General features: G+C 73.3%; 15 protein-coding genes and 1 tRNA gene. 10 read left to right on the top strand and 6 right to left on the bottom strand.

The features are described 5' to 3' along the window. Positions 1 to 42 precede the first annotated feature (42 nt). The 5 genes from OG519_RS12470 (at position 43) to OG519_RS12450 (ending at position 5,527) form a co-directional block, all read left to right on the top strand. Positions 43 to 1,245, top strand: coding sequence for a hypothetical protein (locus OG519_RS12470; protein WP_405582560.1), 1,203 nt, complete (start codon positions 43 to 45; stop codon positions 1,243 to 1,245). A 101-nt stretch (positions 1,246 to 1,346) separates the two neighbouring features. Continuing rightward, a tRNA-Ala gene (locus OG519_RS12465) sits at positions 1,347 to 1,420 on the top strand. Positions 1,421 to 1,701: 281 nt separating this feature from the next. Continuing rightward, positions 1,702 to 2,004 carry a hypothetical protein gene (locus OG519_RS12460; RefSeq protein WP_405582558.1) on the top strand — a complete coding sequence of 101 codons (303 nt, stop codon included), beginning with the start codon at positions 1,702 to 1,704 and terminating at the stop codon, positions 2,002 to 2,004. 103 nt (positions 2,005 to 2,107) lie between these two features. Further along, on the top strand, positions 2,108 to 2,704 hold the full coding sequence (locus OG519_RS12455; RefSeq protein WP_405582556.1) for a TetR/AcrR family transcriptional regulator: 597 nt from the start codon (positions 2,108 to 2,110) through the stop codon (positions 2,702 to 2,704). 135 nt (positions 2,705 to 2,839) lie between these two features. Then, positions 2,840 to 5,527, top strand: coding sequence for a YfhO family protein (locus OG519_RS12450; protein ID WP_405582554.1), 2,688 nt, complete (start codon positions 2,840 to 2,842; stop codon positions 5,525 to 5,527). Between the two features lie 56 nt (positions 5,528 to 5,583). On the opposite strand, the gene OG519_RS12445 is transcribed toward OG519_RS12450, so the two are convergent. The 5 genes from OG519_RS12445 to OG519_RS12425 all read right to left on the bottom strand — a co-directional run bounded on the left by OG519_RS12445 (position 5,584) and on the right by OG519_RS12425 (position 9,324). Further along, complete coding sequence (locus OG519_RS12445; RefSeq protein ID WP_405582552.1) at positions 5,584 to 6,093, bottom strand: methylated-DNA--[protein]-cysteine S-methyltransferase; 510 nt, start codon at positions 6,091 to 6,093, stop codon at positions 5,584 to 5,586. After that, positions 6,090 to 7,616 carry an AlkA N-terminal domain-containing protein gene (locus OG519_RS12440; protein WP_405582550.1) on the bottom strand — a complete coding sequence of 509 codons (1,527 nt, stop codon included), beginning with the start codon at positions 7,614 to 7,616 and terminating at the stop codon, positions 6,090 to 6,092. The genes OG519_RS12445 and OG519_RS12440 overlap by 4 nt, the downstream gene beginning before the upstream one ends. Positions 7,617 to 7,812: 196 nt before the next feature. Further along, positions 7,813 to 8,103: a GNAT family N-acetyltransferase gene (locus tag OG519_RS12435; RefSeq protein ID WP_405592681.1), complete on the bottom strand. Its 291-nt coding sequence runs from the start codon at positions 8,101 to 8,103 to the stop codon at positions 7,813 to 7,815. A 74-nt stretch (positions 8,104 to 8,177) separates the two neighbouring features. Continuing rightward, positions 8,178 to 8,444, bottom strand: a complete 267-nt coding sequence (locus OG519_RS12430; RefSeq protein WP_405582548.1) for a DUF2630 family protein — start codon at positions 8,442 to 8,444, stop codon at positions 8,178 to 8,180. 94 nt (positions 8,445 to 8,538) lie between these two features. After that, a complete protein-coding gene (locus tag OG519_RS12425; RefSeq protein ID WP_405582545.1) occupies positions 8,539 to 9,324 on the bottom strand; it encodes a MerR family transcriptional regulator in 786 nt (261 codons plus the stop codon). Between the two features lie 267 nt (positions 9,325 to 9,591). On the opposite strand from OG519_RS12425, the gene OG519_RS12420 reads away from it, so the two are divergent. The 5 genes from OG519_RS12420 (at position 9,592) to OG519_RS12400 (ending at position 14,805) form a co-directional block, all read left to right on the top strand. After that, positions 9,592 to 11,097: a flavin-containing monooxygenase gene (locus OG519_RS12420; RefSeq protein ID WP_405582543.1), complete on the top strand. Its 1,506-nt coding sequence runs from the start codon at positions 9,592 to 9,594 to the stop codon at positions 11,095 to 11,097. After that, positions 11,094 to 12,095: an alpha/beta fold hydrolase gene (locus OG519_RS12415; protein ID WP_405582541.1), complete on the top strand. Its 1,002-nt coding sequence runs from the start codon at positions 11,094 to 11,096 to the stop codon at positions 12,093 to 12,095. The genes OG519_RS12420 and OG519_RS12415 overlap by 4 nt, the downstream gene beginning before the upstream one ends. Then, positions 12,092 to 13,000, top strand: a complete 909-nt coding sequence (locus OG519_RS12410; protein ID WP_405582539.1) for an SDR family oxidoreductase — start codon at positions 12,092 to 12,094, stop codon at positions 12,998 to 13,000. The genes OG519_RS12415 and OG519_RS12410 overlap by 4 nt, the downstream gene beginning before the upstream one ends. Positions 13,001 to 13,100: 100 nt before the next feature. After that, positions 13,101 to 13,322 (top strand): hypothetical protein, encoded by a 222-nt coding sequence (locus tag OG519_RS12405; protein WP_405582536.1) that lies wholly within the window; start codon positions 13,101 to 13,103, stop codon positions 13,320 to 13,322. 337 nt (positions 13,323 to 13,659) lie between these two features. Continuing rightward, a complete protein-coding gene (locus OG519_RS12400; RefSeq protein WP_405582533.1) occupies positions 13,660 to 14,805 on the top strand; it encodes a DUF3103 family protein in 1,146 nt (381 codons plus the stop codon). 54 nt (positions 14,806 to 14,859) lie between these two features. Here the strand turns inward: OG519_RS12400 and OG519_RS12395 are convergent, their stop codons facing one another. After that, positions 14,860 to 18,741 carry a S41 family peptidase gene (locus OG519_RS12395; RefSeq protein ID WP_405582530.1) on the bottom strand — a complete coding sequence of 1,294 codons (3,882 nt, stop codon included), beginning with the start codon at positions 18,739 to 18,741 and terminating at the stop codon, positions 14,860 to 14,862. Positions 18,742 to 18,842 lie beyond the last annotated feature (101 nt).

The following is an 18,842-nucleotide window of genomic DNA, read 5'->3' as shown; positions in this document are numbered from 1 at the left end:
AATTGCCTATGGCGTGTCGCGATCACCCCTACCGTGTATCGCGTGAGCAGTAGTGGCCTCATCTACGCAGTCATCGTCGGGGCCTGGGCTGCCTATTTGGTGCCGATGTGGCTCCGTAGGCAGGATGAGCTCAACGAAGCGCGTCCGACCGAACGCTTCAGCACCGCCATCCGGCTTCTGTCCGGACGAGCGGCGATGGAGCGGCGGGTCGCGAAGGCGCGAGGCGAGAGCTTCGACCCCGCAGCCGACGAGCCCGGGTCCCCCGGATCCCCCGGATACGCGGACGACACGGACTTCGCGGGTCCGGTGGATGTCCGCGGCCTCGCCGTGCCCGCGACCGAGGTACGGCGCCCGCCGGCCCGGGCCGGTGCCTCGCCGTCCAACGGGGCCCATGGGGTCAACGGGTCCAACGCGTCCGGCGGTTCCGGCGGTTTCGCCGCTGGGCACGCGCCGATCGGCAGCCCCCGAGCGAAGGTGCTGGCCCGCCGGCGCCGCACCATCACGCTGCTCTTCCTGCTCTTCACCGTGGGCACGATCGTGGCGGCGGTCGGCGGTATCGCCCTGCTGTGGGTGCCGGCCGTGCCCGCCGTACTCCTCACCGCGTACATCGGTCAGATGCGCCGCCAGGAGCGCCGGCGGTACGAAGTCCGGCTCGACCAGCGGCACGCGGCCGAGGCGGCCCGGCGGCTGCGGGCCCGCTCCGAGGCGCCGGCCGCCGCGCCCGCCGCGCAGCACGACGAACGCCAGGCCGCGCCTGCCCGCCAGGGCGCAGCCGCTCGCCAGCCCGCCCCGGCCCGTCAGGCGCCGTCCTCGATGCCCGCCGCGCAGGCCGGGCCCACCCCTGCTGTACGGCCCGCCCCGGCCGTACGGCCGCCCTCGCCGCGTACCGCCGACCGCCGCGCCCTGGTCGAGCAGACCGACCACGCCGAGTGGGTGGACCAGCAGCGTGCCCAGCAGGGCGCCGAGGACGGCTGGGACCCCGTCCCGGTGCCGCTGCCCACCTATGTCACCGCCCCGGTCGCCCCGCGCACTCCGGGCGGTGTCGACGTGGGCGCGGTCGACACCTGGAGTTCGGCCCGCTCCGGTACGACGCCGACCGACCCCGCGGGGTCCCGCGAGCCGCGTGAGGCGCGCGCCGCGCGGGACGGCGAGGCGCGGCCGCGGGGCGGCCGGCCGCGCACCAGCCGGACCCCGCTCTTCGACCAGTACGCCGAGGGTGACCGCCCCCGCGCGGCCAACGAGTAGCAGCCGGCAACTGAGCGCCGTACCGGTCGATCCCGCGCGGACCTGCCGAAATCGCGTTCACGATCACCCTTGCCGGGATGCTAGAGTTTTCCTCGTCGCAAGGGCCTGTGGCGCAGTCCGGTAGCGCACCTCGTTCGCATCGAGGGGGTCAGGGGTTCGAATCCCCTCAGGTCCACACGGCGAGAAGGCGAGTCTTGTCCGCGGAAAGCGCGGACGGGTCTCGCCTTTTCTTTTTGCTCGGCTTCGCCTCGCGCGGCGGGGGCTTCGCCACCCGCACCCCCGCGTCGGTGGGCGCCGCTCGCCCGCATCCCCGAGGCGGGGCGGGGCGGAGGTCCGAGGGGGTGGGCCGGAGGTTCGAGGGGGGCGGCGTCCACCCGCGGCCGTCGGCGTGCGTCCGGCGCCCGGCGCCCGTATCCGTACCAAGGTCCGCGTCCCGATCCGCTTCTGACGGGAGACGTGTTCGGCTCCGGGCGCTGTGACTGCGGGCCGCAGGTGCGGGAGGCGGTGGAGCACATCGCCGGCACTGGCGGCTACCTGCTGTACCTGCGGCGGGAGGGCCGCGGTATCGGCCTCAACGCCAAGCTCGACGCCTATGCGAGTCGCGGCAGCTCGCGGAGCTCGGTGTCATGGTGGTCGAGCACGTGTCGACCGCTGGCCACGTGTCGCCGTCCAACGTGCGCTACCTGCGGTCGGAGGTCAAGCACACCGGACACACGCTGGCGCTTCCGGCTTGATCGCGGCGCGGCGTTGACGGCATGATCACCACGTGATGAGGCCCACGATCGAAACGGTGGCGTTTCGATTGTGGGTCGTCTAGTCTTATGTGTACGGGACCGTTTCGATCGCAGACAGGAGACAGGACATGACTCCTGAGGCGGCTGCCGCGCGGAGGACCCGCCTGACCCCCGAGCGGGAGCGCGAGCTCTACCAAGCGGTGATCGAACTGCTGCGGGAGGTCGGCTACGAGGCGCTGACCATGGACGCCGTGGCCGCCAGGACCCGCGCCAGCAAGGCCACCCTCTACCGCCAGTGGAAGGGCAAGCCGGAACTGGTCGCCACCGCGCTGCGGCACCACAAGCCGGGCTCGCTCGCCGACATCGACACCGGGTCGCTCCCTGGCGATCTGCACGAACTCGTCAGGTTCCACGACGAGAGCGAGGTCAAGCGCGACCAGGAGCTGATGCGCGGGCTCGCCCACGCCGCCTTCCGGAACGAGGACCTGTTCCGCGCGCTGCGCGAGCTGCTGATCGAGCCGGAGCTGGTCAATTTCCGCGATCTGGTGCAGCGGGCCGTGGACCGCGGTGAGCTGGCCGCCGACAGCCCGGCCGGCGAGTTCCTGCCGCACATGCTCTTCGGCGCCGCGCTGGCCCGCCCGATCATCGAGGGCGTCGATCCCGACCCGGAGTACAGCCACCGGTTCATCGACGCCGTGGTCGTGCCCGCGCTGCGGCTCTCCTGACGGGTCATGACACCCCCCGGACCCCTTGTTAACCGCCACGTCGGTCGGAGGACACCATTCCGTCGGACAGGACTGCCTGACTGTCGGTGACCGAACGGGCCCGCTGGTGGGCGCGGCGGCGTGACGGGGGAACTCATGGCATCCGAGAACGTCGCCCGGCTCCGTACGGCGCTGCTGGCCGCCGGGCTGACCGCGGTCGCCTTCTGCCTCGGGGACGCGGTGGCGCGGCAGTATCCCTTCGGGTCACGGACCCGGGACGTGAGCGACCTCGGCAATCAATACGTCCCCTTCCACGCCCACTTGTGGGATCTGCTGCACGGCGCCGCGGCCGGCGGGTGGCTGCTGAACTGGCAGTCCGGCTACGGCAGCAGCTTTCTGCCCGACTACGGGACGTATCTGTCGAGCCCGTTCGCGCCGCTGGTGGCACTTTTTCCACGTCATGACATCGATCTCGCCGTCTACGTGGTGACCGTGCTGAAACTGGCGTCGGCCGCCGCGGCGATGGCGGTGCTGCTGCCGGAGCTGCGCCCGGGACCGCGGTGGGCGGCCGCGATGCTCGGCGTCTCGTACGCGCTGTGCGGCTGGACGCTGATGCTGGCGTCCTACAACCCGATGTGGCTCGACGGCCTGATCGCCTTCCCGCTGCTGTGCCTGGTCGGCGAGTGGGCGCGGAAGGGGCGGCGGCCCGTGGCCGGCGTCCTCGTCGTCGCCGTCTGCTGGTTCGCCAACTTCTACACCGCCTACATGGCCACGATCGGCGCGGCCCTGGTCCTGCTGGCCCGCCTTCTCACCGAACCCGAAACCGAACCCGGGCCCGAACCCGGGCCCGAACCGGAACCTGGAGCCAGGCCCGGCGCCGCCGCCGTCCTGGCGCTCGGCCGGGCCGCCCGCACCACCCTGCTCGGTATCGGCCTCACCGCGCCCCTCCTGCTCACCGTCGTCAAAGGCACCGGCCTCGCCTACCCCGGCTCGCGGGCCGCGTTCGAGCCGCACGCCTTCGGCGACCTGCTGACGCGGATGCTGCCGGGCACGTACGGCTTCGGCACGCCCTCCACCTACCTCGACACGGCGGCGCTGCTGCTCGCCTTCGTGCTGCCCTTCCACCCCGCGGTGCCGCGCCGGACCCGCACGGTGTGGACGGTGCTCGCGGTCGTGGTCGCCCTGTCCTTCCGGTGGAAGCCGACCCACCTGATGTGGCACGGCTTCGCCACGCCCAACGGCAGCCCGTACCGCGAGACCTTCGTGCTCAGCGGGATCATGGTGATCGGCGGCTGGCTGGCGCTCGCGCACCGGCTGCCCGGACCGCGCCAACTCGGCTACGGCGCGGGGACGATGGGCGCTCTGATCGCCGTCGGGGTGCTCAGCGGGGATCCCGGGCTGACCGGGCGGGGTACGTATCCGCTGGCCGTGGTGGGTCTGCTCGCCGTGTTCTGCGCGCTGCTCGTCCTGTGGCGGCAGGAAGGGCCACGAACCGCCGGGTCGCGGCTCGGCGTGCCGGCGGTGATGGCCGTCGGGGCGCTGCTCGCCGCCCAATTGGGCCAGTCAGCGCTGAGCAACGCCTGGATCGACCGGAAGCGGCCGCCGCTGCTCGGCCATTCCGCGGTGTGGGGCCCTCGGCAGGCAACGGAACGCGCCACGATCGCCGGCGTGGACCACTGGCCGGACTACCGGACCGAGCCCGGCCGTGCGGAGACGGTCGCCAACGACCCACTGGCGGTGGGCGGGCAGGGCGCGCAGTACTACAGCAGCCTCACCGCCGACGTGTGGAGCCGCACCCTCGAAGCGCTGGGCGGCGGCTGGAGCTCACACGGCCGGTCGCTCCAGAGCCTGGACAACCCGGTCACCGACGTCATCTTCTCCGTCGGTGCCCGGCTGCGCTCCCAGGCGGTACCCCGGCCGCAGGACGCCGCCGGTCAGCCCGCTCCGCAGCCCACGGTGACCCGCCGCGCGGTACCGCCGCTGGTCACCGTACGCGCCGCCGCGCCCGCCACGGGGTACGGGCCGTCGCCGTACGCCAACCAGGAGTTGCTGCTCGGCAGCCGCGTCTACACCGCGGGGCGCATCGCCCAGGTCGCCCAGGACGGCGGGAAGCCGCTGCGGGCGCGGCACGGCAGCTTCTACGCCGCTCCGGGCGCGCCCGGCGGTCAGCCCCGTGTCTACCGGGCCGTCGTCTCCTGCCCGGCCGGCAGCCGGCCGTACTTCTGGGCGCCCGACTTCGACGGCTCGGCGCGGACCGCCGGGCAGGATCCGGTCCTCTACCGTGGCCGCCCGGCACGGGGGCAACGGGCGCCCATGGCACCGCTGGGAAACACCGCGCCGCGAGGAGGCCGGTTCTCCGTGCTGCTGCACCCGATGCGGGGCAGCGGCAGGGTGCCGGCCGACGCGGTCGGCTGCCTGGACACGGCACGGCTGGCCGCCGCGCAGCGGCGCCTCACCGCGACCGCCGCGACCCGGGTAGCGGTGACCGCGGACGGCGTCCGCGCTCAACTCCCGCCAGGATCAAGCGGATTCGCGGTGATCGCGGCGCCCGCGATCACCGGGTGGAACTGCTCGGCCGACGGCGGCCCGTCCCAACCGGCGTCGTCCTACCTCGGGTTGGTGTCGGTACCGCTCAGCGGCGGTACGGGCGAGGTCTCGTGCGCCTTCACCCCGCCGGGGCTCAGGACCGGCGAGGCGGTGGGTGGTGCGTCGCTGCTCGGCGTCGCGGCGCTCGCCGGGTACGGGTGGTGGCAGCGGCGGCGCCGGCGGAGTGGCCGGGGTGGCGCCGACGTGCCGGTGGGGCCGCTGGGACCGGCCGTGACACCGGCCCGACCCGGGCCGTGAAGCCGTTCACGACCGGGGCCGTGAGCCGTCCGCGCCCTGACGTCAGCCGCGCGGGGTCACATCAGGGTCGGCTGGGTGCCGCCGCGTTCGAAGTCGAGCAGCCAGCGCTTGCGGTCGAGACCGCCGCCGTAACCGGTCAGGCTCCCGTTGGCGCCGATCACCCGGTGGCAGGGGACGATGATGCTGATCGGGTTCTTGCCGTTGGCCAGCCCCACGGCGCGTGAGGAGCCCGGCTGCCCGAGGGCCGCGGCGAGTTCGCCGTACGACACGGTCCGGCCGTAGGGGATGTCGTTCAGCGCCGACCAAACGCGCTGCTGGAAGGGCGTGCCCGCGACGGTCATCGGGATCTCGAAGCGGGTGAGGTCGCCGGCGAAGTACGCCGCCAACTGCTCGGAGACATCGGCGAGTACGGAGATCTCGTCGGCCTCGACGTAAGCGCCGAAGCTCTCCGGGGCCGGGCGGTGCCGGTGGTCGGTCATGTAGAGCCCGGCGATGCCGTCGCCGCTGGCCACGAGGGTCAGCGGGCCGCAGGGGCTGTCCACCTGTGTGTGGACGGGGGTGGTCATCGTGAAGCACCCTTCTTGCTCGGGGAGGTGGCTGCCGGACGGGCGGTGGGCCCGCTCGGCGGAAGGACGTTGACGGGATGGTCGCCGGTCGCCCACAGGTACTGCGTGGCGTACGACCGCCACGGCTGCCAGGCGGCGGCGTGGCGGAGCAGCGCCGCGGGGGTGGTCGGCAGCCCCAGCGCGCGGGCCGCGTACCGGATTCCGAGGTCGGTGGGGAGGAAGGCGTCCGGGTCGCCGAGCGCCCGCATCGCGATCGTCTCCACCGTCCACGGCCCGAAGCCGGGAAGCTCGGCGAGCCTGGCCCTGGTCCGCCGCCAGTCGCTGCCGACGTCGAGGTCCAGCTCACCGTCCACCAGGGCCCGTACGAGGCCCGCCAGGGTCGCCTTGCGGGACTGCGGCATGGCCAGTTCCGCGGGGTCGTGGTCGGCGAGGGCTTCGGCGGAGGGGAAGAGGTGGGTGAGGCCGCCGGCCGGGTCGGTCACCGGCTCGCCGTACGCGGTCACCAGGCGGCCGGCGTGGGTACGGGCCGCCGCGGTGGAGATCTGCTGGCCGAGCACCGCTCGCACCGCGAACTCCGGCCCGTCCGCGACCCGCGGCACCCGCCTGCCCGGTGCCTTGGCGACCAGCGGCGCCAGCAGCGGGTCCTGGGAGAGCAGCGCGTCGACCGCCGAGGGGTCGGCGTCCAGGTCGAGCATGCGGCGGCAGCGGCTGATCGCCTGGGCCAGGTCCCGCCAGTCGGCGAGCCACAGCTGGCAGCCGATGTGGTCGGGCCGGGGCCGCAGGGCGACGATGCCGGTGCCGTGCGGGAGCCGCAGGGTGCGGCGGTACGCGCCGTCGTGCCATTCCTCGACGCCGGGGACGGCGGTGGCGGCGAGATGCCCGAAGAGGTTGTCGGGGGTGAGGGGGCGGCGGAACGGCAGCCGCAGGGTGATCATCCCGGTGGTGGCCGCCGGACGGCCCTTGGCGACGCGGGCCCGCAGTTCGCCGGGCGACAGCGCGAAGACCTCGCGGACGGTCTCGTTGAAGGTGCGGATACTGGCGAAACCGGCCGCGAAGGCCACCTCGCCCATCGGCATCGTGGTGGTCTCGATCAGCAGCCGGGCGGTCTGCGCGCGCTGCGCCCTGGCGAGGGCGAGCGGGCCCGCACCCAGCTCGGCGCGGAGCTGGCGTTCGATCTGGCGCTCGCTGTAGCCGAGGCGGGCGGCCAGGCCCGGGACGCCGGCGCGGTCCATCACCCCGTCGGCGATCAGCCGCATGGCGCGAGCCACCAGGTCGGCGCGCTCGTTCCACTGCGGTGAGCCGGGGCTGGCGTCGGGGCGGCAGCGCTTGCAGGCGCGGAAGCCGGCCTGCTGGGCGGCGGCCGCGCTCGGGTAGAACGTCATGTTCTCGACCTTCGGCGGCACGACCGGACAGCTCGGGCGGCAGTAGATGCGCGTGGTCAGCACCGCCGTGAAGAACCACCCGTCGAAGCGGGCGTCCTTCGACTGGACGGCGCGAACGCAGGTGTCGAAGTCCGTGTGCACCTCTCCAGCATCGCGCGTCGTCAGGGCGTCGGTCTGGCGAGAATCCGACATGGAGGTCGGGCGGCGGCGAGGTGGGGTGTGCCCCGTCCGGGCGCGGGTGTCGGCGGGGGCGCGGACAGGGCGCGGACAGGGTGCGGGCGGGCGGACCGGGCGGGATGGGGCGCCCACCCCCGCCCGGTGTGTGCCCCGAGAAAAACTAGTCGCTCACCCGGCTGCTCGGCTCGAAGCACAGCTCCTGGTACTCGGGGTGCCGTTCGATCCACCCGGCGAAGAACGGGCAGATCGCGACCACCCGCAGGCCTTGGGCGCGGGCTTCGTCGAGCGCGGTGCGGGCCAGCGCCGACCCCACGCCATGGCCTTCGTACCGGCCCTCGACCTCGGTGTGGACGAAGGCGATGATGTCCGGCGTCCGCATGTAGACCGAGAAACCGGCGGGATGACCGCCGATGGTCGCCTCGTAGCGGCGCGTCGCCGGCACGTCCTTCACCACGGGCTTTTCTTCGGTCCGGCCGGACCGGCCGGTGCGCTCACCGTCGCCTGGGGCGGCCGCCGGGCTGGCGTTCACGACCGGTAGTTCTCGACGGTCGAGGAGGGCCGGACCCGCGCGCTGCCGGGGTCCTCGCCCGCGTCGGTCAGGGCGCGGCGCTGGCGCAGCAGGTCCCAGCACTGGTCGAGCTCGCGCTCAAGCGCGGCCAGGCGCTCCTTTTCGGTCTCGCCGTCGATACCGCCGTCGGTCAGCAGATCGCGCAGGAGCTTCTCGTCGGCGACCATTTTGCTGATCCGGCCGAGGATGGCGTGTTCGGCGCCGGCGTCGTTGGGCTGTTGCACGGGAACCTCCGGGTCGGATGATGCGGCCACGCGATGGTGCTCTTTCAGTATTTCCACTCTTGCAGGTCGGGCGGTGGAATGCGCGGGGTGGGGGTCATTTCTCCGGCCCGCCCGGTTCCGCGCCCGCCCGCATCCATCCGTCGATCTCCCGGCGTACCCGGCGGTCCATCGCCAGCGACATCTCGGCGTCCACGATGTTCTTGGCCAGCGGACGCAGCCGCTGGAGCGACTCGGAGACGCGGTGCGCCTCGCCCGGCGGCAGGGCGTCCAGTGGGCCGATGACGTGCGTCTTTATCACCTGGGTGAAGAGTTCGGCCAAGGCGTCGGCGTGCTCCCGTACGGCGCGGCCCGCCGCGAGCACGGCCGTCAGGGGTACGCCTTCGCGGACCAGCGCTGCCGAGGCGTCGAGCAGCCGGCGGCTGACGTGCACGACGTCCTCGCCGTCGACGGCGATGTAGCCGATCTCAAGAGCTGTGGTGAGGTTGTCCGGGCTGACGTCCTCGCCGAAGTGGTCGGCGAGTTCCTGGGGGGTCAGCCGGACCGGGACCTCGTCGGACCAGGGGGTGGTGAGGGCGCCTTCGAGGCCGAGGTGTTCGGCGACGCCGTCGAGGGTGCGGCCGTGCTCCCAGGCCGCGATGAGTTCGGCGATGCCGCCGAGGGTGTGGCCGCGTTCCAGCAGGGCGGCGATGGTGCGCAGCCGGGCCAGGTGGTCGTCGGTGTACCAGGCGATGCGGCCTTCGCGGCGCGGGGGCGGGAGCAGGCGGCGCTCGCGGTAGAAGCGGAGGGTGCGGACGGGGATGCCGGCGGCCTCGGCGAGTTCCCCGACGCGGTATTCGCGGGGGGCGGGGGCCGCGGGGGCGTGGGTTCCGTTGTCGTCCACGAAGGCCACCTTATGCGGGGGCGCGAACGGCTCGTCCCTGGTGGGCACGGCCTGGTGCGGCAACCACGGCAACCACGGCCCCCACGGGCCGACCCCCTTCCTGCTGCCCGGTCGTTGATGCGGTGCGACCCCTACCGCAGGTAACCCGAATGCCCTAGAGTCCGATCCACGGACCGTGCCAGTGATTAGTGGCGCGGTTGGCCCGATCGGCGCGGCGGGCGAGCGGGACACCACAGCGGCACGGCGACACAGCGAAGGGCGGGTGCCATGGACGACGGACTGCACCACGTACGAGTGGCGGTGATCGGGTCCGGCTTCAGCGGTTTGGGGGCCGGGGTACGGCTACGGCGGGAGGGAATCACCGACTTCGTGATCCTGGAACGGGCCGACGCGGTGGGCGGCACCTGGCGCGACAACAGCTACCCGGGCTGCGCGTGCGATGTGCCCTCCCACCTCTACTCGTTCTCCTTCGCGCCCAATCCCGACTGGCCGCGCGCCTTCTCCGGTCAGGAACACATCCGCGACTACCTCGAAAGAGTGACCGACACCTTTGGGCTGCGGCCGCATCTGCGGTTCGGCGCCGAGGTGCGGCAGGCGCGCTGGGACGGGAACGCCCGGCGCTGGCGGCTGGATACGGCGGCCGGCGAACTGACCGCGGATGTGGTGGTGTCGGCGACCGGGCCGCTGTCCGATCCGAAGATCCCGGACATTCCGGGGATCGAGGGCTTCCCGGGGCCGGTCTTCCACTCCGCGCGCTGGGACCACGACGCCGACCTCAGGGGCAAGCGGGTGGCGATGGTCGGTACGGGCGCCTCGGCGATCCAGATCGTGCCGTCGATCCAGCCCGAGGTGGCACGGCTGACCGTCATCCAGCGGACGCCGCCCTGGGTGCTGCCGCGGGTGGACCGGCCGATCGGCCGGGTGGAACGCCGGCTGCACGCGACGGTGCCGGGCTCGGCGAAGGCGCGCCGGGGCGTGCTGTGGCTGATCAGGGAGTTCCAGGTCGGCGCCTTCGTGAAGCGGCCGGGACTGATGAAGGCGGCGGAGCGGATCGCCCGCGCCCACCTTCGGCGTTCGATCAAGGACCCGGGGCTGCGGGCCCGGCTGACCCCCGACTACACCATCGGCTGCAAGCGCATCCTGCTGTCCAACACCTACTATCCGGCGCTCGCGCGGCCGAACACCGAGGTGGTGACGTCGGCGCTGACCGAGGTGCGGGGGTCGTCGGTGGTCACCGCGGACGGCACCGAGCGGGAAGTCGACGCGATCGTCTTCGGCACCGGCTTCCATGTCACCGACATGCCGATCGGCGATCGGATCATCGGGGCGGACGGGCGGACGCTGCACGAACACTGGGCGGGCGGTATGGCGGCGCTGCGCGGCTGTACGGTCGACGGATTTCCCAACTTCCTCTTCATCGTCGGGCCCAACACCGGCCTGGGGAACAGTTCGATGATCCTGATGATCGAATCGTCGCTCAACTATCTGGCCGGCTATCTGCGCACGCTGGCCGGTACGGGAGGCGCGGCGCTGGACGCCAAGCCGGCCGCGGTGGCCGCGTGGAACGCGCGCGTGCGGCGCCGGGCGGCCGGCACCGTGTGGAACACCGGCGGCTGCGAGAGCTGGTATCTGGACGCCAACGGCCGCAACACCACCGCCTGGCCCGGGACGACGGCCGAATTCCGGCGGGCGACACGGGTGCTGGATCCATCGGAGTACGAGGTGCTCGCGGCGGTCGACGCCGTCGCGCCCGCCGTGGAGGTGGTCTCATGAGCCTGCCCTACGAGGCGGTGCCGGCGCGCCGCGAGGCGACCGCCGTCTCCGCCGACGGAACCCCTGTGCACATCGAGGAGTACGGGCGCGGCGACGGACCCGTCATCGTCCTGTCGCACGGCTGGACCTGCTCGACTCTCTTCTGGGCCCCGCTCGTCCGGCTGCTCGCCGACGACTACCGGGTGGTCGCGTACGACCAGCGCGGCCACGGTCGCAGTGGCGGGCCGGCCACCCGCAAGGGGTATGGCACCCACGCTCTCGCGGATGATTTGGAAGTCGTACTGGACACCGTCGTCCCCGAAGGTGAACGGGCGCTGCTGGTCGGGCACTCGATGGGCGGTATGACGATCATGGCGGCAGCCGGCCGGGACTCGGTGCGGGCCCGTACCGCCGCCGTGCTGCTGGCCAGCACCGGCAGCGGCCGACTGCTCGGGTCGACGGAGGTGCTGCCCACAAGGTTCGGATCACCGCGGCTGCGGCGGCTGTTCCACCGGCAGTTGCTGGTGTCGCGGTTGCCGCTCGGCCCGGTGACCCCGCTCTCCAAAGCGGCACTGAAGTACGGGATCCTCGGCCGGAACGCGTCACCCGAACAGGTCGACTTCACCGCGCGGATCGTGCACGCGTGCCGGGCCCGGCAGCGGTCGGCGTGGGGCCGGGTGCTCGCCGAACTCGACCTGGACGCCCAGGTGGCCCAACTCGTCGCGCCCACGGCCGTGCTGGTCGGCACCGCCGACAAACTCACCCCCGCGGCGCACGCCCGCGGCCTGATCGCCGAGGTGCGGCGGCCGGTCGGGCTGACCGAGCTGCCGGGTCTCGGGCACATGACCCCGATCGAAGACGCGCCCGCCGTCGCACGGGTGGTCAGGGAACTGGCGGTCGCCCATCTGACGGGCGGCGCGTCCGACGCGTCGGACGGTCGTACCGGCGATCAGGAGAGCGCGGCGGCCTCGGCGCCGACACCCGCGGTCGTCACGGAGACGGAGGGGAAGAGGGCATGAGCGGATCGTCGTTGGCGGGTCAGGTCGTGGTGGTCACCGGCGCGGCCCGCGGGGTGGGCGCGCTGCTGGCCCGCAAACTCGCCGCCCGTGGGGCCAGATTGGCCCTGGTGGGCCTTGAACCCGATGAGCTGGCGAACGTCACCGCGGCGATCGGCGGGGACGCCGCCTGCTGGACCGCGGACGTCACCGATCGCCCCTCGATGACGCGGGTCGCCGAGGAGGTCGCCGCACACTTCGGCCGGATCGACGTCGTGGTGGCCAACGCCGGTGTCGCCACCGGCGGTCCGTTCCTCGACTCGGACCCGGACGTCTTCGACCGGGTGATCCAGGTCAACCTGCTGGGCAGCGTCGCCACCGCCCGTGCCTTCCTGCCGGCCCTGGTCGCCTCGCGTGGCTATCTGCTCCAGATCGCCTCCCTGGCCGCCCTCACCCCCGCGCCGCTGATGGCGGCCTACTGCGCCAGCAAGTCGGGCGCGGAGGCGTTCGCGCACAGCCTGCGGGCGGAGTTCGGGCATCAGGGCGTCAAGGTCGGTGTCGGCTACCTGAGCTGGACCGACACCGACATGGTGCGCGGCGCCGATCAGGACGAGGCGTTGCGGGAGATGCGCGCCAAACTGCCCTGGCCGACGAACCGCACCTATCCGCTGGAGCCGGCCGTCGAGCGGATCGCGGCCGGCGTCGTCCGACGTGCGCCCCATGTGTACGCGCAATGGTGGCTGCGCGGGATGCAGCCCGTCCGCGGGCTGCTGCCGTCGGTCATCGGCGGTGCGCTCGGCCGGCGCGAGATGCGCCGCGCGCAGCCGGCGCTGGCGCGCGGCGCGGGCGTGCCGCGCGGTCTCGTCGGCAGCGGCGGGGCCGCCGACCAGGCGGGACGAACGGCCGCCCATCACACACGGTCACGGTAACCACACGTTGACCTGGGGTTATTCTCCCAAGATGCGGGGGTCATCGGGGCATGTAAATCTGGTCGAGGCCCCATCCCCCCAAACTCCAGGAGGAGTCATCATGGGTGCTTTCGACCAGTTCGAGGACCAGGCCGAGGACCGCGCCGGCAAGGCCAGGACCGCTGTCGGCAACAAGCGGAACAAGTCGGCCGCCCCGGAGAGCCGGGAGCAGATGGAGCGTCGTCTGCGGCAGGAGGAGCAGGAGCGCAACTCCCCCTTCGACGACGGGATGGGCGAGCGCATGGACGCCGAGCGGGACGAGCGGGACCGCCGCCGCGCCTGACGCCTTCTTGAGTGGAGGCGGGTGCGGACGCGGGCACGGCGCTCGCGCCGACGCCGCCACCGTGCGCGTGAAGGGGCACCCCCTGCCGGGGTGCCCCTTCTTCGTCGTGCGCGCCCGGGTGCGGTGATCCGGGCGGGGCGGGCGCGGCGGGCGGGTACGCGAGGGCCGTAAGGCCGTTCGCGTGTGGGGCGGGGCTCTTGCGGCAGTTGGCATGTTACGGACATCATTGTGCCGTGGGTGTGTCTACCCGCATAGATCCGGCTCCATCCTGAACGCCCCCGTCTGTCGCCCGGCCGCCCACGAAGCAGCCGCGGCAACGCCTCCAGGAGGAACCTCCGTGCAGTTAACCGCCGCCCGGCGCGCAGCGATCGTCCTCGCGCTCAGTGCGACCGCCGCCCTCACCCTTCAGGGCCTCGCCCTGCCCGCCGCCCACGCCTCGACCGCCGCTTCGACCGCCGCCGCGCCCGCGGCAACCGTCGCCGGCATCGAGGCGGCCACCGCACGTACCCTCGCCGCCTCGCTCGCCGACCCCGCCTGGCGCGCCCAGGTCCGTACCGCCGCCCTCGGCTCCCGGCAGGTGGAGTTGAGGACGCTGGCCGGCCGTACCGCCGCGCCGGCCGGACTCGACGCGACGGTCACTGCCGCGGACCGCCGGATCGCCGCCGCCAAGGGCCTGGCGCCCGGGACCGGTTCGCTGCTCCGGCTGCGCCTCGGCGCCGACGCCATGCGCGACGCGCTGACGCCGGGCACCCTGCCGCTGGTCGCCGCCGCCACCTCCGACGACTCCGCTTCCGCCGACGACGCCGCCACCGTCACCGCCTACGACAGCGCGGGCCGGGCCCACCCGCTCAGCGCCGCCAAGGCGCCGCGGCAGGCGGTCTACGTGGTCGACATCGACGTGTCGAAGGCGGTGTCCGCCGGACTCGCCCAGGTCGACAAGGCGTTCGCCAAGGCCGGCCTGACCACCCCCGGCGCGGTCACCCCGAACACCGGCGGGTTCTGGACCACCCGGGTCGACTCGGTCTACCTCAACGACGACGAGGAGCCGTGGATCCTGGGTGACGCGGAGATCTTCTCGATCGTCAGCGGCTTCGGGCTCGACGGCAAAGTGCGGGTGGACACCGTCGACATGCCGTACCTCGACGACGACCACACCACCTACTACCCGAACCAGATTCTCGTCAACTGGTCGAACTACAAGTACAACCTGGCCGACGTCGTGATGATGGAGGACGACGGCGACACCAACTACGCGACCCTGGCCAAGGCCCTCGCCGACGCCCTGCTCACCATCACCGACCAGGGCGCGTACATCCCCCTCGTCGACGCGATCCTCGCCGCCATCCCCGCCTCCTGGTACACCAACGACGCGGATTACGTGGATTCCTGGTACACGCTCGCCCGGACCTCCAGCGGGCGACTCAATGGTGCCCGCGGGAACGGCTGGATGTCGGTGTCCCCGTACTTTGTCGGAGCACTCTGACCGACAGCCGCCGGTAAGGGGCACCCGACATGGGTGGGTGCCCCTTACCGGACCTCAGCGCGGCGGAAGTTCGGGACGGGCCCGGTTGGGGCGGTCGGCGAGGTCCGGCGGGACGGCGGCCGGGTGGTCGCCGAGCAGCGAGAGGGCGGTGCGGACGGCCACGTCGAGCTGGCCCTGGCGGCCCTCGGCCCAGTCGAGCGGACCGCGCAGGCATGCGATGTCGGGGGTCACGCCCTGGTTCTCGATGGACCAGCCGTAGGCGTCGAACCACGAGGCGTTCATGGGCACGGTGATCACCGTGTTGTCGCCGAGCCGGTGGCGGCCGGTGATGCCCACGACACCGCCCCAGGTGCGCAGCCCCACGACGGGTCCGAGGCCGAGGAGTTGGAAGGCCGCGGTGATCATGTCGCCGTCGGAGGAGGTGGCCTCGTCGGCGATGGCGACGAGCGGGCCGCGCGGCGCGTTGCTGGTGTACGAGACGGGCTGCGCGTTGCGGGTCAGGTCCCAGCCGAGCACCCGGCGGCTGAGCGTCTCGATGACGAGTTCGCTGATGTTGCCGCCGGCGTTGCCGCGGACGTCGACGATCAGGGCGTCGAAGGCGACCTCCTTGCGCAGGTCGCGGTTGAACTGGGCCCAGCCCGAGCCGCCCAGGTCCGGGATGTGCAGATAGCCGCAGCGACCGCCGCTGAGCCGCCGGACGACCGAGCGGCGCCTGGCCACCCAGTGCTGGTAGCGCAGCGGACGGTCGTTGACCAGCGGGACGACGGCGACCCGGCGGGGCGCGCCCCGGCCGTCCGGCGAGTCGAAGGTGAGCTCGACCGTGGTGCCGCCCGCCCCGTCCAGCAGCGGGGAGGGCCCGGTCAGCGGGTCCACCGGTCGGCCGTCGACGTGGGTCAGAACGGCACCCTCGCGCACGCCGGTGCCCGCCAGCGGCGAGCGGGCCTTGGAGTCGGAGGACTCGCCCGGCAGGATGCGGGCCACCGTCCAGGTGCCGTCCTTGTTGTGCCGGAAGTCGGCGCCGAGCAGGCCGATCGGCCGCTGGTAGTGGGGCGGCCCCTCGCTGCGGCGGGCGGGCTGGACGTAGGCGTGCGAGGTGCCGAGTTCGCCGAGCACCTCGCGCAGCAGGTCGGCGAACTCGTCGGGGGTGGCGACGCGTTCGACCAGCGGCCGGTACTGGTCGAGGACGGCCGGCCAGTCAACCCCGCACATGTCCGGCGCCCAGAAGAAGTCGCGGATCAGCCGGCCGGCCTCGGCGTACGCCTGGCGCCACTCGGCGGTCGGCTGGACCTCGTGCAGGATGCGCCGCATGTCCACGTAGACGGTGGAGTCGTCGTCGCCGCGTTCGGTGGCCGGCAGGACGGCGAGCTCGCCCCGGTCGAAGACGGCCAGCCGCAGCCCGTCGCCGCTCACTTCGTACCAGTCCATGTGGCGGACCAGTTCGGTGCGCCGGACCTTGCCGAGGTGGAAGAACTCGAGGGTGGGGCGGGAGGAGGGGTCGGTGGGGTTGGCGAAGGTCTCGCCGAGGGCACCGGAGATGGGCCAGCGCAGCCAGACCAGCCCGCCCTGGACGGGGCTCAGCGAGGAGTACTTGGACGCGGAGACGGGGAAGGGCGTCACCCGGCTCGGCAGCCCCTCGGCCTCCACCACCACCGGGCCGCCGACCATCTCCGCCGGATCCAGGCCCTCGCCCACCGGACCGCCTTCGACCCGGAGGGCGAACGGCGAGGGCGTCGCCGAGCTCAGCGGGACGAGATAGGGGCGGCAGCCCAGCGGGAACGACAGGTCGCCGGTATGGACGTCGTACACCGGGTCGAAGCCGCGCCAGGAGAGGAACGCCAGGTAGCGGCCGTCGCGCGTGAAGACCGGCTGCTCGTCCTCGAAACGGCCGTTGGTGACGTCGATGATCGTACGGTCGGCGAGCCGGGCGATCTTGATGGAGCGCAGTGAGCGGCCGACGCCCGGGTGCGACCAGGTGAGCCAGCCGGAGTCGGGGGAGAAGGCGAGGTCGCGCACGGGCCCGTTGGTGGAGCGGATCAGTTCCACGACGTCGCCGGGCGATGGCGGGCTGATCCGGCCGTTGGCGGTACGGACGGTCGCGTCCTCCGTGTCGCCGGCTCCGACGTCGTCCGGGCCGGGCAGATCGTCGGACGGCAACTCGGCTGCCCTGTCAGCCTGGTAGGTCGATCGCTCGTACGACGACTCGCCGTAGGACTCCGCGTACGACGCGTCGTCGTACGAGGGAACGTCGTCGGCGGCGTAGGACAGGAAGGACGATCGCTCCGGCGGTGGTTCACCGAAGCCGGTGGTGACCAGCAGCAGCCGGCCGTCGTGGGCGGCGACCGCGAGGGTGCCGCCGTCGGGGGAGGAGACCAGCTCCAGGACCCGGCCGAGCCGGCCCGCGGCCAGCAGGGTCAGCGAGTCGTCGATGGCGGTCGCCCCCTCGTCCTCGGCCGCCGCGACGGGGCCGCCGGGCGACGCCGGGCGTGGCCGGTCCGAGGTGTCGTACTGGCTGGGGTGCGGCGGCCCGCCGCCCGCCGCCCGCGCGGCGCCCTCGGGTCCGGGCGGCGCGCCCGCCTCGCCGCCGGGCTCCGACCCCGGTGCCGGGCCGGCCTCGGCTCCGCCGGCGGCCCGGTCATCGGCTCCGCCGGCTTCCTCGGCGGCTTCCTCGGTGGCTGTCTCGGTGGCTGCCTGCCCGGATCGCTCGCCCCACCGGGTCGACCCGGTCCGCGCCCCGGCGCCCACCGGTGTCAGGTCGCCGTCGAGGTCGGCCGTGGACAGCTCCCCGGCCGCTTCCGCCGCCAGCTCGTCGTCGCCGGTCAACGCCCGTCCGGGCAGCGGCGCGAGTTCGACGCCGTCCTCGCCGGCCGCGTCGGTGACATAGGCGACCAGCCCCGTGTCGCCCAGCATCTCCGGCAGCCGGACCCGGGCGCCGGGGACGTCGGCGAGGGTACGGGCGGGGCCGTCGCGGTGGGTGAGCCAGTAGAGGCCGCCGCGGACGCACACGGCGCTCGCCCGGCCGGTGCGGTCCATGGCCAGGCCGTCGAGGTTCGCGGCGGCAGGCACCTGGTAGGGGCGGCGGCCGCTGCGCGGGCCGCCGAGCCGTATCTCCAGTCGGCGCGGCCGGGAGTCGGCCGTCAGCTCCTCGACCGTCCAGAGTTCGCCGGCGCACTGGTACACCACGCGCCGCCCGTCGGTGGCGGCGTTGCGGGCGTAGAAGTCGGCGTGATCGGTGTGCCGGCGGAGGTCCGAGCCGTCGTACCGGCAGGAGTACAGGTTGCCGATGCCCTCGTGGTCGGAGAGGAAGGCGATCCGGTCCGCCACGAACATCGGTGAGTGGAGGTGGCCGCGGAGTTCGGGGACGAGGCGCCGGCCGTGCAGCCACAGGCGGCCGGTGGCGCCGCCCCGGTAGCGCTTCCAGGCGTGCGGCTCGTGCGGCGGGGTGCCTGTGAGCAGCAGGGTTCGGTGTTCGCCGTCGTGGCAGTCGTGCACGGCGATGTCGGAGACCGGGCCCCAGGGCAGCGGGCCGCCGGGACCGCACCGCCGGTCGACGGGCACGCTGTGCGCCCAGGTGTGATAGGCGAACGGCTGGCTGTGGGACGACACCGCCAGCACCTGCCCGTCCGGCGACCACGAGCACACCCGGGTGTCGGAGCTGCCCCAGTAGGTGAGGCGGGACGGGGCGCCGCCGCTCACCGGAACGAGGTACACCTCGGGATCCAGGCTGCGCCAGGTGGTGAAGGCGATGGTCCCGCCGTCGGGGGAGAAGCGCGGCGCTCCCACCCGGGTACGGTCCGCCGTCACCCGCCACGCGCGCCCCGGTGTCCCGTCGGGCGGCCCGAGCGGGGCCACCCAGATGTCGTCCTCGGCGGCGAAGCAGAGCAGGTCGCCGTTCAGGTGCGGGAACCGGAGGTATGCGGCATCGCTCACCTGTCCCATGGTTCGGCGCCCCCGCCGCGCCAGCAACTTTTCACCGCCTTACGGGCCCGGCACCGTCCCCGAAACCGGCCGTCCAGGAACCGCTGCTAGGGAACCCCTGC

It is taken from the genome of Streptomyces sp. NBC_01190, from assembly GCF_045039895.1.
In the GTDB taxonomy this organism is placed as follows: Bacteria; Actinomycetota; Actinomycetes; order Streptomycetales; family Streptomycetaceae; genus Actinacidiphila.
This window is presented reverse-complemented; position numbering and strand designations above follow the sequence as displayed.

Coding starts and splice junctions, on each gene's coding strand:
- OG519_RS12445 (WP_405582552.1), bottom strand. CDS start 6,093: ATGACCACCCCCGTCCACACACAGGTGGACAGCCCCTGCGGCCCGCTG.
- OG519_RS12450 (WP_405582554.1), top strand. CDS start 2,840: ATGGCATCCGAGAACGTCGCCCGGCTCCGTACGGCGCTGCTGGCCGCC.
- OG519_RS12415 (WP_405582541.1), top strand. CDS start 11,094: ATGAGCCTGCCCTACGAGGCGGTGCCGGCGCGCCGCGAGGCGACCGCC.
- OG519_RS12395 (WP_405582530.1), bottom strand. CDS start 18,741: ATGGGACAGGTGAGCGATGCCGCATACCTCCGGTTCCCGCACCTGAAC.
- OG519_RS12405 (WP_405582536.1), top strand. CDS start 13,101: ATGGGTGCTTTCGACCAGTTCGAGGACCAGGCCGAGGACCGCGCCGGC.
- OG519_RS12420 (WP_405582543.1), top strand. CDS start 9,592: ATGGACGACGGACTGCACCACGTACGAGTGGCGGTGATCGGGTCCGGC.
- OG519_RS12410 (WP_405582539.1), top strand. CDS start 12,092: ATGAGCGGATCGTCGTTGGCGGGTCAGGTCGTGGTGGTCACCGGCGCG.
- OG519_RS12455 (WP_405582556.1), top strand. CDS start 2,108: ATGACTCCTGAGGCGGCTGCCGCGCGGAGGACCCGCCTGACCCCCGAG.